General features: G+C 52.5%; 7 protein-coding genes. All 7 read right to left on the bottom strand.

Translation table 11 applies throughout. From position 1 onward, the window contains the following. Window positions 1-2: 2 nt before the first annotated feature. Window positions 3-335 carry a hypothetical protein gene (locus TH19_RS13875; RefSeq protein WP_114102962.1) on the bottom strand — a complete coding sequence of 111 codons (333 nt, stop codon included), beginning with the start codon at window positions 333-335 and terminating at the stop codon, window positions 3-5. Next, window positions 323-12676, bottom strand: coding sequence for a galactose-binding domain-containing protein (locus tag TH19_RS13870; RefSeq protein WP_114102961.1), 12354 nt, complete (start codon window positions 12674-12676; stop codon window positions 323-325). Before TH19_RS13870 ends, TH19_RS13875 begins: the two co-directional genes overlap by 13 nt. Window positions 12677-12906: 230 nt before the next feature. Beyond that, a complete protein-coding gene (locus TH19_RS13865) occupies window positions 12907-15066 on the bottom strand; it encodes an HlyD family efflux transporter periplasmic adaptor subunit (RefSeq protein ID WP_114102960.1) in 2160 nt (719 codons plus the stop codon). A 6-nt stretch (window positions 15067-15072) separates the two neighbouring features. Next, the gene (locus tag TH19_RS13860) at window positions 15073-16401 is read right to left on the bottom strand and encodes an efflux RND transporter periplasmic adaptor subunit (RefSeq protein WP_114102959.1); all 1329 of its coding nucleotides are present in this window, start codon (window positions 16399-16401) and stop codon (window positions 15073-15075) included. An 8-nt stretch (window positions 16402-16409) separates the two neighbouring features. Next, window positions 16410-17120 carry an efflux RND transporter periplasmic adaptor subunit gene (locus tag TH19_RS13855; protein WP_181846418.1) on the bottom strand — a complete coding sequence of 237 codons (711 nt, stop codon included), beginning with the start codon at window positions 17118-17120 and terminating at the stop codon, window positions 16410-16412. Window positions 17121-17206: 86 nt separating this feature from the next. After that, the gene (locus TH19_RS13850) at window positions 17207-18736 is read right to left on the bottom strand and encodes a TolC family protein (protein WP_181846417.1); all 1530 of its coding nucleotides are present in this window, start codon (window positions 18734-18736) and stop codon (window positions 17207-17209) included. 198 nt (window positions 18737-18934) lie between these two features. Continuing rightward, on the bottom strand, window positions 18935-19137 hold a 203-nt coding region (locus tag TH19_RS22770; protein WP_181846416.1), incomplete at its 5' end, for a hypothetical protein.

The following is a 19137-nucleotide window of genomic DNA, read 5'->3' as shown; positions in this document are numbered from 1 at the left end:
AGTCACCTGATCCAGTCAGGACGGTGTTTTATAAGCTTCTCTTCGCTATCAAACTGGTCATCCAGATCACCATCTTCGCCCAGTGCTTCGTTTATTGCGGCAAAGAAGGCGCCAGACCTGCAGAACTCCTGCGCTTCGTCCTGTTCAATCCGAAGGTCTTCGCCTTCCTGCTCTTTTGCCTCTTCTATCAGTTCCCCGATGATCTCTAGACAAATCTCGATTTCCTGAGGCGATGGCGTTTCTGGCAATTCATCGCCCGAATTTGTGGCAAGTGCCAAACTAGATGAGGTCAGCAAAACACCTGCACACAGACCTATTTTGATCAATGACGCCATTTCTGGTTCCAATCATTGTGGCAGCGATACAGGATCAGATTTGTCATATCCCGATCATTTGCACTTTCGACATCCATACACAGCCCCGTGCGGTCATGTACCAGACGGTCGCCATCCCACCGCCACAACTGACCTTTTGTACTCGAACGGCAACTATATGTTCCGATCTTGGCGTGACTTCTGCTGTCAGATGGTTCTAGACACTGCCCATTCGCGACACTGCGAAGGCGGAATGTATTGGATTTGTCATCCGGATGCCCGATCTGAAGCCACTTCTGGGAACTGTCACCATTCTGCCGATAAATCACTGCAACACCCCGTCCGTTCACATCAAGTCGTCGACCGCCACTGCCATAGCTTTCCAAGCTGAGGGGGCCGGCAATCCGATGGAAGTCCTGATGCGGGGTTAAGTTCCATTCCTGATAGCTGCTTGTCGCACATGCATGGGGTTGCAGACGTGTGCCCATGGCAACGTTTGACGATGAAAGGTCAAGACACAGACCGGATTGGCGGTTTCTGATTTTTACCCGGGTGGCACGTTCCAGCTTGACCGGGCGCCTACCATTTTCCAGCCATTCGAAGTCAAATTTCTGGCGCATGTTCTGCGGGTCACATCTTTCTAGTTGATAGGCCCCGCTTGTACTGGACGGTTCGGTCATACAGTCATTGGCATTGGCCGCCGCGCGCAGGGTGCCATCCTGGAACAGGCTAAAGACACGATCACATGCCCCGGTTTGCAGTCGCCTGCCTGATTGGGTCACACAATATTGGAAATGCGCCGGGCGGAAATAGAATTCGCCATATTCATAAACCCTGCCATACGGATAATCTTCTTTAAATCGGTTTACCGCCGCCTGTCCGAACACTTGGACTTCGCGGAAATTCAAGACGCGATTTCCCGGGGCCTGCAAGCGAATATACCGGGCGGTCAAAGGTGCGCCGTTATTCACAAAATCGGCCTCGGCATAGGGTTGGTTTTTAAGAGTGACCGTGCGATTTCTACCCGATACATGGTTTTCATAGGCGAAATTCTCCATGCTGCTGAACGGATAGTTTGATGCTGTCACACGCACCCCGGCCAGACGATCTTTACAACAATCCGTGCGATTAAAGACACGCACCATTTCGATGGGATAATGCGCCCCAAGATCAACATCCCACCACGGATTTTCTTCCTCGGTCGAATGGAACAATCCCCCCATCCAGTCATCCACGCCGCGTTCGGGGGGATTATCGGAATAATGACTTGATGCGGTCACGGTTTTTCCCGCGGCAAGGTTTCGGGATACCGGGCTGTTGTCATTGCCGGTTTTACTGAGGACCGACAGTTCTGCAAAGTTAAGATATTCATGCTTTCTCGCCTGAATACGGACATAACGGCCATATGTGGCATTCCCGACATTCAGGTCATAAGTCTCGTGCCCGCCTTGCAACTGCACGGCATGAACCGAACCCATCTGTTCAATGACGTCAATATCGTCGGTTTCAATCGGATAGCGCGAGATGAAGATACGCGCCCCGTCCATACGGTTCATTACCGGCTGGTTGCGTGTATAGTTTTCAACAACCACCCGATCAATCTTGTAAACAGCCCCAAGATCAACCTGCCACCATGGGTGATCATCGGCCGGGGCATATGCGATTTGGTTTTCATTGCGCCCGATAACGCCATCATTCCCATTGCCCGGTATTGTTGCGTTGCTCAATTGTCGCGACATCGCTGTCGGCTTGTTCAAGGCAAGGTTGGTATAATCCCGTCGCGATGGTGGCCTTGCTACTTTCCGCCCCGAGCTCATCACTTCAACTTCTGCCAGACCAAGTCGGGTGCCATTGACAGTGCGAACACGAACATATCGCGCAACGTCTTCGTTCAATGCGATGGCAACCTGCCTGTTGGTACTCGAAACCGATCGGCGAATAACCCCGTCTCCGGCAAATCCCCGATAAATCTCGTTTCCAAATGGTTCACTGCTTAGGAGAACCTCCGCGCCCGCCAGGTTTTCTTCATTGTGCGCATGCAGGCGTATTTCGCGGATCGGGTAATAATCGCCAAGATCAAGTTCCCACCACAAGTTACCATCCCGGCTTTCCATCCAGCTGCCGGTCAATCCGCGTCCCGGATCACGAACAGCAAAGCTGTTACCATCGACAGCAAACGATGCCGCACTTGCACCTTGATCATCATATCGCTGCCGCGCGCTTTTGTTTTGCGCAATGTTATGAATGGGCAAACTGTCAAGACCGTTACGCACCGCCTTGGCATCACCAAATATCGCAATTTCAGACAGGTTAAGTGCCCCGTTTGCCTCGCGGGTCAACATGATGTAACGACCTTCCTCTCCTCCAAGCAGGAAGCCATGATCATCCACCATATCCTTGACCCGGTATCGCTTGATCCCATCATTTGGCCAGGACCAGACAGGCACACCGACAAACGGATCGACAGAAACAAGCATCACAAGATCACTTGCCTTGCGATCAATACCAAACAGCCTGATCTGATCGATCCGATATACTTTTCCAAGATCAATGCCGATTGTCGGGGTCATTTTTGCAGGCGTTTCAACATTTACTGAAACATTCCCATCAGTCAGTTGAGTACTTGGAGACGAAACATTGCGCCAGAGTTCCCGCCCGGCGACAAGGTTGGTTAGAAACACTGGCTCATAGCGTTGGGCTGGGCTTTGCGCACAGGTACGTAAATAAACCACACCATTTGGCCCCGTTTCAAAACAGCTGTCCTTATCCTGAATGAAAATACGATGCTCACTGATCATATATCGGCGGGCTTCATGGTTCTCACACCGATATCCTGTGATCTGCCCCTGATAATGATCCAGACACAACTTATCGGCCGGATCTCCTATCTCGACATACCCGTCACTTTTGAATGTAAAGGTCTGGTTTCGGCTTCCCACACAATCACGCAGGGCGATTTCACGGAACCGTCCGTCAAATACTGTCTGGTTCGTCATTGTCAGACACAGATCTGTTCCCGGTCGACGGATTGACAGGTTTTGTCCTCCGTTGGGTAGCTTACCACGGGCATTTGCCAGCATCTCGGCGCGCTCTTTTTCAAGTCGCTTAAGTTCTTCGGCTTCACGTTGTTCACGTTCAATGCGCGCAGTTTCGCGTTGTCGAGCCAGTTCTTCTTCGTTCAGGGCAAGTTTGGCGATATCGGCGGGTTTTTGCGGTGCTGTCTGACGGAAGAATGAGACTTCCTGATTTTCAAATAGAGCCAAGAACAGTCGAGCAAGATCCCCAACTTGCGTGTTTTGCGGACGACCAACATCAAATGCGATTTTTGTTTCGATGTCGCTGTGGTTCCAGAAATCTCCCTCCAGATACAATTCACCCTTGGTATCGATCACATTGGCCGCCAATGTTCCCTTCATTGTCGCACGCTTGATATTCAGGTTTGCAGGCTTGATCGCCCCCTTAATAAGGGTATCGGCCAGTGTAATGGTGTTGTTTGCGACAGACTGGGCTGCTTTGACGCTGGCTTCGGCAACACTGACCGCTGCCAATGCCGTGGATTTGGCAAAGATCAGCGGAGCGACTTCGGGATGAAGGTCAACCGGGAAGTTTTCCACTGCACGCGCTGAAACTTCCAGCCCGCCTTCAACAACTTTCAGCGTTTCCCGCGCAATGTTCATTGCGACAACGACACCCTGTTCGGCAATCCATAGTGCCGGAATTTTCAGTTTTTCAAACACGTTCCAGCTTCGTTCGGCCGCCTGCCTTTGACGACGCAGATCGTTTCGCGAAGATTCAAGCGATGACAGTTTCGATCTTTGCGCATTGACAGCATCGCGTGCCCGACGCAAAAGGTTCGCCCCTTCTTCGCGCTTGCCCTTTACTTCGGCACGCTTGCTATTGATCTGATTTTCAAGGTTGGCGACATTTGTCTTTGCTTGGGCCAACGATTTTTGGGCAACATCAAGCTTCTGGTTCACTTCGTCGCGGCCGCGCGCAATCACCTGCCCCATCTTGCCCTGCAGCCAGTTGGTCAACCCGTTATCCACATCCGCCCAATATTCAACCCGGTCCGGCAACAGGATGGAACCGCCTTCTGACCAGACAAAGATGTCAGATTTAAACAGCCCCGCCAGATTGTCCTGTGTGCGCAACACAAAGTGTGTCGGAAACATCGAGATAAAGACAGATTTGTTGGTCAGTCCCAACATGCTTGCCCGGGCCTTAAGAACCAGCGCGTTTTTCTTTTCACCATTCTTTTCAATTGTCGCAGCACTCAGCTCGCCGTCGGCAGCAAGTTTAATCGGCCCAAGATCACCGACCTGAATTTTCTGCGGATGTTCGATCAGATACGAGAAGAAGCTTTGTCCAAGAGCATCAATCACCTGACGGCCAAGGAACAAATCCTGTATGTTGCCGGTCTTCCAGATCGGCTCCATCCGAACCGTGACATCGGGGACTTCGGAATCACCAAAAATCTTGTGCTTTACTGACAGGATCAATGGATCACCTTTGACAAACGCCTTGGCGGCCCCCTCAAAGCTGAACCCGCTGATGAAAAGCGGTGTGGTTTTTTTAAGCCACGTTTCAACCGCAGTCGGGATTTTGAGAACCGGGAAGATCTTCTCAAACAACACATTATCGATTTCAGTTTGCCCCGTTGCCTTAACGATGAAATCGGTATCCGACGAAATCAGGCTGGCCCCTTTGGGCGTTTCAGCAGTGACATCAAGCTTGCCAATTTCACCGTAATCCTTCGCCACCCTGAAGGAAATCTGATCCTTGGACAGATTGACAATCGTGCGGTCAAAGGTACCGGGGAACAATGATATATCCCCGGCCAGTTTGAAATGCGGCGGCTGGGCAATCGGATTCAGCCCGGCTGCGATATCGATATTGGCTTGCCGCAGTTCAAGCGGGCCAAGCTTGAATGGTTTCAGATCACCATAAACCTTAAGCCCGTCCTTGAATGTCAGGCGGTTATCAAGCTGGCCAAGTTCACGCTGGGCCTGTCCCATAAGCTTGGCAAAGAAACGTCCCTTGGTAACAAAACCAACGGTTGATTCCCCTTCTTCGCCCGGAATGACCGCCCCCGGTGTCCGGAACATCACCTGTGCGCCTTTGACCGACAGCAATCGCAAAGGCAACTGGTCAAGCTGCATGACCTTGACCAAACTGGTATTCGGGTCGTTCAAAGCCCCCTTGAAATGGTTGAACCCGTTGGACGCATCCGGGCCTAGTCCCTTGGCAATTTCGCTAGCAAGCGGCCCGGTTACAACCCCGCGTAAAGCCGCATCCATGATTTCGATTTGCGACATCATGGAGAGTTCGGTCTGTTCCCCAAACTCAAGATTCACACCAAGTTTCTTGGGGATTGGAACACCAGAAGCTGCAAAATTGATGCTGGTGACGAATTCGGATGTGAAATCGAAGTTCTTCTTTCCACCATTATCGGGGTCAAGCAAACGCCATTGCCCACCCGACTTGATGCCAATCTCGGCCGATCCATCGGGGTCACCACCGACAGTAATCGCAGCCTTGCGCAGGGTAACGTTTTCATTGATACCAAGCGGGCTTTTCCATTCCCCGTCAATCGCCCCGGTCAGTTTGAATGCACCGGCCCATGACACGGCATCGACACTGGCCAGCAGGCTGCCTTTAAACGCCACCTTGTCTCGTATCTGTGGCTGCGCCAGACGCGGAATATCAAGCACCACATTTCCGGCAATCCCCACACGCGCGGCCAGATGTTCGAGCGAAAATTGCAAAAAGAATTCTGAACCGGCGCGGTCAAAATTGACCAGACTTGCAAAGGCCTGCAAATTATTCCCGAATTCAACCTTTGGCAGTTTTGCAGCCAGATAGATATTGGGTTGTCCCGAAAGAACACCGCCAAGCCCACCGGCAAGAATCAAACGATCAATCTGCGCGCCGTTGGGGCCGAACAGTCCCAGGTCCCTTATCAGTAGTTCCTTAAGGTTGACCGGGCTGGTGGGCAGATCATCGGGCGTCAGACTGGCCATCAGCGATACACCATCCGGAACCGTGATCTTGGTATCCGAACCATAGATATCGCGCATCATATCCCCGGCGATATCGGGCAATTGCGCGGTATTTACCCCATCAATCAGACCGGTCGAGAAACTCAGCACCGCTTTGGGGAATTTAAGACCACTTAACTGTCCCAGTACCTTTTTGACTTCGGATGGGGCTGAATTTGCAAAGGCCGTAAAATCAAGGTTCGGGACTTCCATCATCCCGACCATCTGTTTGTTTGTTTCAAAAAAGGCGGTCTTGCCATCCAGTCCAAGCGACGGCCATTTTACATTTGCCGAAAACCCGCGCAGGGAAACCGACGCGTTTGAAATCTGAAAATCGCCAGTAACACCGATCCCTGGCAAATCTTTGATGATCGGCAAATCCGCAAGTTTCAGGTCATTATCAATTGCCAGCACAATGTCCTTAAGGGCACCGTCCCGGACTTGGATTTCCCAAAGTCCCTTGACCATCTTGTCATTGATCCGGGTAATGGCATCCAGTCCAAGATCAAGCTGCTTGCTGTTACTTCCCGCAACCAAACGGCCCGACAGTCCGATATCTTCAAGACTAAGAAATTTAAGCCCAAAGGCCTCGTTCCAATCAACCTGCGAACGCCCGCGCAATGCCAGTTCAAGGCCGTCTTGACGTTTGGCGACACCAAGCCCACCCTCGAGCGCCAAGCTTTTATCAACCAGCTTCAACGACAGATCGGAATAGACGCCAAGATGGGCGGTTTTTTGCGTCAAATCCGCGCCGATTGCAAACCGCGCCTTGGTATCATTCAGTGCAAGAATTCCGGGAATTTCGAACGCATCGGGGAACTTGAAACGGGGTAAGTCAGCCGCCAACTCAAACGCCCCCGATTTTTTCAGCAAATTGCCAATACGCCCGGAAACAATCAGGTCGCCTTGCACCATTTCAAAGAAATTCAACTGGCTTGCCAGAAGGTCGGCAACAGGAACCGGAAGGTTTTCCCGGCCAATGCGCCCGACCAATGTAATCCCGCTTTCAAGATTCTGATTGGGCAAACGCCCCAACACATCAGCAAGCGGATTGGCTGTGCCCAGTTGATCGTTCAGTGAATTCACGGCTACTGCTGCGCTGTTAAAGATCAATCCGGCATCCGGAAGTTTCAAGCCTGACAGGATCGAATTGCCACTGTTCCCGCCGCCACCAGCCTTTTCAATCAGGCTTGCCAGATCAAGTTCCGGTAACTTCAGCATACCGACACTACTCCCCCCGATCCGGGTGGCTGACAGTCTCGCATTGCTAAGACCCAATGCCGGCCAGTCGACCGTTGCTTCCAATCCAGCACGTGAAATCTGGGCGGATTTCAAACTGAATTCATTAATCAGGGGCAACGTACCGATGACCGGCAAATCCCCGACCGACAGATCATTTTGCAGAGCAAGTTTCACATCGGTCAAACCACTGGGAGAAAATGCAATATCCCCACTGGCCTGCATCTGTTTGCCTGAGACCAGCACTTTGGTCGTACTGGCAAGAAGCAGCCCAGTCTTTTCGACATCCCGGTCAAGCTTTGCTGAAACCCGGATTTCATCAAGGGTGAGGAACGGGATACCAAACGCACGTTCCCAATTGACCGGTGTAAATCCGGCAAGCACCAGATTGGTTGCACCATCGCTTTTTTCGAATGCCAACCGGCCGTCAAGTGCAAGGTCCTTGTTGGGCAACTTGATGGTCAGCCCCCCCGTGGCAGCAAGCCGAACCAACACATCACCGGTTGGAGCACCTTCGTCATCCAGAACATCGGTTCCCGCAAGGGTCAGGCGACTTGACTGCAACGCAATCACCTTGCCAATATGTGGCAGGGAAATCGCCGGAATATCCGCATTCAACGCAACGTCGCGAAGGTCGGCTGTACTTAGTTGCGGTTTCTGCCCCTTGATCAAGGCATTCAGCTGCTTGGCCGGTATCTTGCCTGCAAACCGGAAATCACGCCGTTTTGTCCCCACCGTCCCCAGTGCGCGCGCAAGCGGTGAGCCATCCTTTAGGGCTGCAACAACTGACAGGTTCACACCTTCGGACAATGGAAGCGCCGAAAAGGCCGCATCCTCATCCCTAAGCGAAGCAGCAATAATTTCGGGCAGTTCACCGGGTTCAAGCATCCCAGACGTACCGGGTGGGGCGATAATCAGTGCCCCGTTTTCAAGAACTGCCGTATCAAGTGGTGTTCCGGCAATCCCCGGGATCAGGCGGGCTGCATCGAACTGTTTCTGGGCCAAAGCCAAAAGGGGTGTTCGCGCCCCGGAATCCCTGAAAATTGAAAATGTTGTAGTGCCACCAGCAAGCTCAACCTGTCCCGATATTTCGCGTGATGAAATCCGCGCCTTTGACAGGGTGGTCTCACCCAAAACCGGTATATCCAGACCACTCAGATCAGCAAGACTGACATCCCCGGTCCAGTCAAAGGCAGACTGATTGTCAGTGTTGCCAAATCCGACAGTTCCGGCAATGGCAAAGGGTTTGGCGCTGCGTCCAAACACACCTTTGCCGTCCACTTTCATCACAATATCACGGGCTGTCGCCCCGGCATCAACCGCAACAAAACCATCAACCGAAAGTTTCTGCGCAGGTAACGGAACAGCAAGATCAAAACCACCGGCAATACCGGCTTTCAATCTTACAGGGCCGCCGCCATCGGCATTTTCACCGCGAATGGTCAGAACCCCGTCACGCAGGCTGACACCACTTGCTCCGACAACAACTTTCAAATCTGGCAAATTGCCTTTGAGGTTAACCTGCGCAAGCATCGCCTGCCCGGCATCCTGGCGGCTTTTCTTGCCTTGTGCCATGGCGCCAAGTTGGCTCAGGACATCACCAGGCAAAGTGCCGTAGACGCGGATTGGTTTGGGATTGGCTTGACCAAGTTTGGCCATCAATTTGGAAATGACCGGCGACCGACCGATGTCCGACGTCGCATCCAGATATAACCCGCCCGTCCAGGGAATATCGCTTTGCGCAACTGCGTTCAGGACCCCGCGCACGGCATCGGGTAACGCTTTCGTCGCGGCAATTGCAACAAGATCAGGCGTTGTTCCGGATTTGCCATATAACAGCGTCGACTGGCTAAGGTTTAATCCCGATAACGGTGTCTGCGCCAAGCCGGGAATCAGAAGATCGGGGCTTAGTTCCGAACTGGCAATTGCAACAATTGGACTGCCATTTCCTGAAATCATTGCAAAATCAGATTTTGACGGGCCGAGTTTAAGTTGCCCGTATGCCATGCCAGGCACCAGCCGAAGGTCGCCTAGCGCGAGTGTCCCCAATCCCGGAATGTCATAGCCGGCAATATCGCGCAGAGTGGCATCGCCCTGAATGTTCAAAGAAAAATCACGCGCACTTCCAAGCGTCAAAGAGGCCTTTGAACTGATTTCCAGGGTTCGGTTATCAAATCGAGATGCAAATGAAACCGGCATATTCAGCGCCAAAACAAGATTGCGCTTATCATCGACTTTAAGGGCAACTTTGGCATTGGAACGGACATCAACGTTCAGGAATGGCAATGTTCCCGACACCGGGACATCAATACCGGCAAACAATTCCCCATCCTGACCACGAAATGCCAGCGATGCGGTACCGTCAACCCGAATGAATTCGTCGATACCCGGCAAATTGAAGCCGTGTATTTCTGCACGGATATCAACCCCGTCCAGATCGCTGATGCTTGGACGCGACAGGCTTTTACCACGCGTTGTCAAAATCGTCTGAAACAGCTGTGCCGGTAACACCCCGTGCATTGCGATGCTTTGTGGTGCATTGCCCGTCGTCGATTTAAACAGCTGGTTTAAAACCGGATTTCTTGCAACCGACAGCTCCGACCAGTAATTGGCACCGGGCACCAATGTTATCTCGTCACCTGCGGATGTTGAGCCGGTGATGCGTCGCAATGTAGTTTCAAGGGGACCTGGAAGCTCGGTCAGGGCAAGTCTGTTATCATTTTGCGCAACATTTCCGTTGCGATCCAGACGCAGCAATACAGCCTGCTGCGGGCTTTCGATCCCGCGCAAAACCGTATTGCTCAGTCCCGGCACAATCGCATCGGTTCCAAGATTTTGGGCAGCAATCCCCAAAATAATGTCATCACGGGACCGCGATACAAAAAGCTGCCCTTTTGCCTGTCCATATTCAAGGGCAGCTGCAATGCCCCTTGATGACAAATAGACATCTTCGAAACGCAATGATTTCAGATTTCCGGCGGGAATTTGCAGCAATTCATCAAGCGAGATTTGCCCACTCAGACGGATATGTTCCAAGACCGGAATGCCGGATTTTCCCTGACCAATGGCAGTTTCCATCGCAATGCCACCGCGTTTAAGGTCAACCGTTCCCTTGTCGAACTCGCCGCCGGTAAATGTCAAAAGGTTGGCACTGTCGGGCTTTGCGTTGGCCGCAACAGACACACCAAAAGTTCGGGGGTCTTTCCAGCCGGGTAACTGCAACTGCCCACTGATCCCGGCAACGGCAGCATATGAACCGTTTTTCGTTCCATCAAAATAAATCCCAAAGCCGCGGTCAATAAGCTCAAAACCGGGAATTGCGGTAAAGGCAACGCCGCTTACGGTCCCTTTGACAAACAGAGAATCAATGATCGCTTTCTCAATTTTGCGACCATCACTTGAACGGCGGAAAAATTCGTTAATGTCATCCTCGGGTTCATCAAACAATCGGCCATCAACTTGCCCGACAAAGGAAATGCCACTATCCCCGGCCCCCAGAAAATCCAGCACCCGCCCATAGGAACTTTGCTTTGCTGTACGCTGGGTAAACAGCACATTCAAGCTGTCATATTTACTGCCCTTTGGAGTGCCCGATTTGATCGACACAGGATCAAATCCCGGTGCCGCACGTTCCAAAAGTTCACGCATTTGCGCTGGCAAACGCGCGAAATCAAGCCTGTCTATGTCTTCTGACATATAGAAAAACAGGCCATCGGCGACATTTCCAATGTCAAATGCCGATCCTTCTACCGCCGGGAAAAACGCATCGGTGCGAAACGTACCAGCATCGGGAACAAAGGCAATATAGGATGCCTTGCCACGATCTTCGGCAATATAAACTTTGCCCTTAACATCGCGGGCAACTGTTTCACCAACCGTCATCCGACCAGAACGCGATACATTCTGGACACGAATTTCACCAAACCCAGGAATGTCGAGTTCGGTCAGCGCATTTAGGGACGGCCCCCCAAGAATAAGATCAAATTCCTTTCGACCATCTTCGGTATCAAGATCAGCCGCGATCTCGAACTTTTGACCTGTCCGGGTTTCCGCCATACCCGACGCCGTCAGGACCTGTTCATATTCCTTGGTAAGGGCAAAGGTAACGGTCAGGGATCTCGCCGTCCCCCCATTATAACTTAGCCGTTTGGCTTCTGCCTCTGGCACATTGGCCGTCACTTCAAAGACCCGACTGTCATCGCCCGGATCAGGATCAATGGTAATCTCCCCGGTCGCTGAAAGCTTCCGAACCCCCATACCAATTGAAAGGTCTGTCTGGCCACCTATCAGGAACTGTCCATCTTCGGCCCCTGTAACAGTCAAGGTCATGGTCTTGCTGCTGACAAACCGGGAAATCTTTGAGGGGTGGATACCATCAAGTTCCATGGAAAGGGAGAGTTTGCTGCGCTCCTTGATATCGGTTCCGCCTTTGCCATTCAGATAAAATGCCAAAAGATCGGCACCTACCGTTCCCCGAATGACAGCTTCTGACTTACTCAATTCCAATGGACGTAAAAGCGGTTTGATAACCTTCGATGCATCAAGATCAACCTGCCCCCAAAAGTTGATCCCGCTTTTGACCTTCAGGGTCTTTGCCTTGCCAACAAGGAACCGTTCAAGATGCTGTTTGATTGTCGATGAGGTGTTATCAAAATCAAGAACGCCATCAGACTTGGCGATCAGAATAAACGTATCGTTTGTACGCAGGGAATTCAGGGCAATGTCTTTGCCTTCGGGATAAGGCCCGGCGAAATCGAATTCTGCCACCGGTAACAGAACCATCCAGTTGGCGTCTTTTTGCGTATCTTTTTCGTTCGCATCAAAAAAGATAGCGGCCCGTCTTTTACTACCAAGTTCGGCCTCATAATCACGGCCGTTGCGTTCAAGTTCTTTGGGAAGATAAGGCGATAGCTCGGCAATTTTTCCAACCATTTGAAGAACGGCTGCTGCACGTTCCTCAGCGGTTTGCGCCGCCACCGGGGATATTCCCCCGATCACCAACGTCATAAGAACAGCTACCTGCCGTATGGCCAACCGCAAAGATGCATGCACAGCCGTGTTTTCCCCGGTTCCAATCTCGAACATGCCACAAAGGCTTTCCCTTAATCTGCAGGGTACGAAACAGGCCAGATAGACTGAACACGTTGGGACGCATTACGCAATATCACTATCCAAAGGCGATATCGGCCGGTTGTTTTGAAACGGTTTGTAAAAACAGGTATGCATAAGAAACAGCTGTTTCCCGCACACCAATGACCTGCATTGGTTTGGTTAACCAGCTTGATCTTGAGGACATAAGGACAGCATGCGTCCCGTTAAAACGCCATTTCCCGGATCACACCTGACACCACAGCTTCATACAGGCTTGTGACCATGCTTTTTGCGCTGGCCTCGATTTGCAAGGAACCACGGCGGAGTTGCGAAAAAGCATCCTGTTCTGCGGCAACCGCAGATGCATCCATCACGGTCCCTGTCACCTTGAAAACCGGATCAAGTGGCGTGTATCGTCCTTCACGATCCCTGGTTGCGGCGATAGCACCGCCATTCGGGGTCGTCAGGATCGCTTCATCAACAAAGGAACTGTTCAGGCGTTCGACCGTCTTGATCTGGATATCAAGTGCCGGGCTTGTAATCTGTTCCGGGTAGAACCGTGCGGTCGGCGCACTGCCAAGACGATTGATTTCACGCTGCGAGATATAGGCAACCACCTCCCATTGATGTTGTTTGTCATCAACAATACGGGCCAATGGTACTCTTGGCCCGATCCAGTGATCGGGTTTGAGGATGTCAGATGTTTCACGCACAGTACCGGAAATCGGTGCTGTCAAAACCAGAAGGTCTTCACGCGCATCAAGGGCCTCGATCCGCGCACTTAGACGTCGCATTTCCTGCAACCGGGCAGAATAATCGCCGCGTTGTTCCGGATTAAGTTCGGACTGATCAAGCAGGATGTTGGCCTCGGCCAATTCAAGATCACGGATGCGATGCTCGGCATCAAGTTCGGGCGACGTCATAATAGCAATCGGATCACCTGCTTTGACCTGATCGCCTTTGTGCACGGTAACTTCCCGAATTTGCCCGGCCACGGCGCTGACAACTTCGCCTTCGCCAGCCGCCCTAACAATTGCCTCTGCGGTGACGTGTGACTGCCAGGGGATTGTCATGATCAGGACTGCACCGATAAGCAACCCGCCAACCGCCCACTGCACAGGGGTGCGTTTCACACGATGACGCTCTTTCCACCAGTTTTTCATTTCCTTGGAGATTGGCATCACGATGAACCATGCAATTTCGATGATAAACAGAACAATTCCGAGAACCTTGAAGAACAGGTGATAGACAACAACCGCAATCCCGAGAAAAAGGAAGAAACGATAAATCCACACCGCGACCGCAAATAGCGCCAGCATTCTTCTTTTCGGCGCAGCCATCGGTTCGGGCGGCGGATCACCCAACGCAAAAAGCCGTTCACGAATGGCCCATTTTGCCATCGCAAATGACCGGTTTTGAAGATTGGCAATCCCGAGGAAATCCGACAACAGGTAGTAACCGTCAAAGCGCATGAACGGGCTTAGATTGATAAACAGCGTGGCAATCCAGCTTGTCGTCGCCATCAGGAAAACAGCACTTTGCAAAGGTCCCGGCGGGATCACGTGCCAAAAGAATGTTGCAAGCAATGCCAATGACAATTCAACACGAATGCCCGCCGCACCGATCCGCAGTCTTTTTTCCTTGCTGACGATACGCCAGGCATCGGACGTATCGGTATAAAGCACCGGATACATCACAAGGAACGCGACACCCATCGATGGCACCCGGCATCCATACCGTGTCGCACTATAGGCATGACCGAACTCGTGCAATATCTTGGTCAGGCCAAGGGTCACAGCCATCCAGACAACACCCTGCCAGTTGGCAAAACCCATGAATGTTGACACAAACAGATCCCATTGCCGCAGGGTCAGAAAGATACCAACCATGCCCAAAACAAGGATCGCAATGGTGACAAAACGCGATGCAACGAAATCGGCAAACGCCTGCGTCTTGCGCAGAAAATGATCGGGATGCAACAACGGCACGCGGAAAAACAGATAGTTATGGATCAACCATTTCCAGAACGTTGTTTTACCGGCTTTGGCAATTCGTGAAAACTCGTCGACGGTTTCACTGCCATAACGTTGCAGCAAACTGTTGCCGTGCAGGAATTTGATCAGAGATGTCAGGCTGCCTTCATTCGGGGTCAGGACCGTTTCACCGCGCACCCGCCCCAGAATTTCCGAACCCTTTTGCAAATGCCAACGGCGCAGCATTTCAAACTGAAGATATCCAATCCGGAAATAGCGGTTACGCACCGGGTCAAAAATTGTCCAGTTGGGCGCACCATATTCATCGGTTCCGGCCGGGAAAAGTTTCAGGTCCTCGCGCAAGGGCGGTACATTCATGTCCTGTACGCTTGGTTGCAACGGTCCCAGCATGACAGATCAGAACCCGATCATCTGGCGCAAGGCCGACAGGGGCCGACGGAACAGGAACAGTGCCAGCGGCACATCATCCCCCATCACTTTTGCCGATCCCTTTAGGCCAATCCGCGGGATATTATCCTGATCCTCAAACCGCGCAACGGCGCGATAGGCCAGAATACCTTCCGGCGTTTCGGTCGGCTGATAGGCGGCATATTCCAATACCGCCGGCACAGAAGCCAAGGGATCAATATCGAGGAAGAACCTTACTTCAACCCCGGCCCGCAATGAAATGGCATCAGCAACCGGAATAGACACAACAAGTTCGGCATCATCCGGGCGGGCAAGCAACATGACCTGCTCGCCGGTTGAAACGGGCCTCCCGCGCCAGTCATTCGGATCACTAAAAACGGCAATACCCGTTTGCGGTGCGCGAACTTCGACCTGGGATAATTGATATTGGCTGAAGGCCGCCTGTTCCTGACGCAAGGCAAGTCTGGTCTGCTGCAACGCGACTTCTGCACGCCCCTTGGTATCCCCAAAAGCCTGCTGTGACGAACGGCGCAACTCTGCCTCGGCTGTATCTACGGCCCGAAGCGCAATTTCGTAATTGGCTTTAAGTTCTGCATCTTCGAATGAAAACAGTAAATCGCCTTTATTGACCAGGGAGTTCGGTCGCACGGCGACATCACGAATAACCCCGGCAATCGGGGCTGCCACCATCACCGGATCACGTGGCGAAACGGTTGCAGGTGCAATCGTGCTTTGCGGGACAGGTATAAACATGGCTACGGCGGCCAACGCCAACGCCGATCCAAAAACAATGCGCTGACGCTTTTTATCGCCAAACCATGCCGATTGCCGTTTCCGCGGAGACAAGGCGTTCCATGCATGTCCAAGTGCATCAACCAGCTGCCCGACAAGCAGTTTTTCCGCCTCTTCCCATATATTGGCCCGCGACAGGATCAAGCTTCCCAAACGGGTTCCATCCGGGGCACATACAGGCTGGCACAACAGGTTTTCCTGTAGGAACTCCCGCCAGTCGTCAGATCCATGCTCGCTGTCTGCAGCCGTCAGTATTTGTGTATCAGACGTGCTGGAAAATTCACCATTGACCAGTTTTTCGACGAACCGGACAAAAGGTGCATTGCGGTCAACCGTTGGAACGTTGGAAACCGCAATCACCCGTTCTTTGCCATCCATTCCGCGCGCCAGCAAAATGGCCTGCTGATAGGCAACCAGTCGCCGGGTTTCGGTCACCACCGTAAAGCGCAAGGCGGTCATATCCTGGGCTTGGCGAATGGATTTCTGGATACCAAGCAGAATTGCAGATGCGGTTGGGGTCGTCATGGCTCACGTCAAGGGTTGGGATCAAAAACGGCAACGCCACTCATCCCTGGCAGCAACTTGCCTTCCTGTCCATCAAGGGTCGCAAAAATTTTGACAGTCTGACTAACCGGATCGATATCCGCACCGATCCGCTCGGTCTTTGCCGTGATCACAGAACCGGTTTCATCAATCCGTGCCTGGAACGTCTTACCGATGGAAAGCCATGCCAGCCAATGCGACGGAACAATCAGTTCAAGTTCAAGACTACCCGAACCGATGATTGCCAACAACTCGTCGCCGGGATTGGCGATCTGATAGGGCTGGCTGCGCCATTCAACAACTGTCCCGTCATAGGGGGCGTTGATCTGACAGCGTTCAAGATAAACGTCCTGAAGCTGCAATTGCGCACGCGTGCTATCGCGTGCCGCCTCAGCCATGATCACATCAAGTTCACCAACACTGCGCAATTCAAACAAACGTTGCTGGGATTTGAATTGCGCATCGGCCTGTCGAAAATCGGCGGCAACGGTTGCCCGCTGGGCCTTGTAGGCTGCGCAATCAAAGGCAATCAGCAAGTCGCCTTTCTTGAAATGCTCGCCTGGTCGAACGGCAATACGATTGATCCGTGCTGCCAATTCACCTGAAAGCACGGCACGTTCGCGGGTCGTGACCAGAACCCGTGCCTCGGCCCCGTCTTGGGCCGAAACCGGGGAAGTCCCAAACAACAACGTTGCGAGCATGCAAAACACACCCGCAACGCCAAATCCAGAAAGTCGGCGGGACTGTCTGAAAACATCCCGCCGCATCATTCCAACCATCAATGCCATTACTGGACAGCAGCCTTTGTTGCTTCAGCCGAAGCCTCGACAACTTCGGCTTCCGTAGTCGGCTCCTGCGCCGCATACTCGCCTCGGTTCCAGCGCGACAGAACTTCGCCAACGGCCTTGGAAAGACCCTCGATCGTGTCGTTCGGAATTTCGCTCGGGAACGGGTCTGCACCAATGGATGCAAACAGACGACCATATGACGCCTGCATATCGGCAAAGGCCATGTCGCGTTGCAGATTACTCAGCATTGCACGGACTTCGGCGCGAATGGCTTGTGCTTCACCAACCGTATTGGCAGAACGGCTTGCATCAATCGTTTCGGCAATATTGCTCTGAACATTGGCGATCTTGTCGGCCAGTTCATAGTCACGTTTGGAATGGTCAAAACGCAACTGCGCGATATTCACCTGACTGATCACCGCCATGCTTAGGGCCAGACGACGGACTTCTGAAAGTTCGATCTGGCTGTCGGCAAGGCGCATATTTGCCGGTGCCTTGAAGACCTGCATCAGGTTCCAGGACAGGTTGATCGCACCTTCATACCATTTCGAATTAACCTTATAGCTATCCGTGGTGTGATTGATACCAGCACTGAAATTCAGGCCTGGGATCATCTGAACGATAGCGATCTTGGCTTCCTGCTGATTGATCCGCATCTGATATGCTTCGGAACGAAGTTCAGAACGGTTTTTCAGTGCTTCAAGCTCAAGAACTTCGCTGCTTTCGGTCAGAACCGGAAGCGCATCACGGTCAGTTTCGGTTGCGGCCTGAAGCGTGAATTCGCTGTCCGGATGGATGTTCATAAGAACTGCCAATTCGGTGCGGGCTTCAACCAGCTGACGGCGGCGGGTTTCAAGTTCCCGCAACGTCAAAAGCAGATCTTCCTGATAGGTCAGTGCTTCAAGCGGGGCACCTACGCGTTCACGTACCTGCGTTTCTGCGCGCGAAAGGGCATCGCGTACCTCTTGCAAAACCGGCTCGAACTGTGCGAGTGCGCGTTCTGCCGCTGCCGCACGCCAATACGCACTGCGGGTGTCATTGATGACGTTGTGGATTACCTGACGACGGCGTTCCTTGACGATCAACGCCATGTCGGCCTGCTGGTTCGCCCGCATGTAACCAATCGCAAAATCAAGAACGTTCCAGCTGACCGTCAGGTCCGCATCACGCACGTTCTTGTCCGAACTGGTCGATGTCGAGGTCTTGTCTTCGTTATAGGTGGCGTCCTGCTTGCTGCGGCGGGTCCAGCCCGAAGATGCAACAACGTCCGGCAACAGGTTCATGTTGGCAACATCAAGCTGCCCCATCGAAACCGCCTCTTCCATCAGCTTCAAACGATGGTCAAGGTTGTATTTGAGTGCGCGGGCAATAGCCTCTTCAAGGCTCAGCGGACCAGTGATCTTTTCCTGTTTGGCAAACAGCCGATCGAGATCCTCGGCAACACGTGCATCGTTGTCAGCACTGGTCAAAGGTTCGGGTGTGACCGCACAGGCTGACAGCAATGCGACTGCCCCGGTTACAACGGCCACCTTCCGCCATTTGCGAAATGCGTCAGCTAATTTGACAGTTCCAGCAACCAATTCTTAGTCCCCCTTCGCATGCCATCTCCGACATCTGTCCATATTCGGAAATAGCAACACTATTAATCAATGACTATACCATTAGTTGTGATGGCTTGCATCATGCTATCCATCCAACCAGGCCGTTCAATTCAAATTCTTCACCCGTCACGCAGGCACCTTATGGAGCATCAAAGCAGCGGCAAGCTGTTCGGCCTCGAGATCGGGCATCCCCCCAAAGGCCGCCAACTGAGCACTGAAGTCTGCTGACACGGCAAATGCCAGTTCTGACAGTTCGGCCTGCTTGGCCTCCCCATCCTCAAGTGCCGCCTGATCGCCATTACCGCCAGCAGCAGCGCCACCGTCCGGAC

This window comes from Thalassospira profundimaris, assembly GCF_003326675.1.
GTDB classification, from domain to species: domain Bacteria; phylum Pseudomonadota; class Alphaproteobacteria; order Rhodospirillales; family Thalassospiraceae; genus Thalassospira; species Thalassospira aquimaris.
The sequence above is the reverse complement of the archived record's forward strand: the minus strand, read 5'-3'. Positions and strand labels throughout refer to the sequence as shown.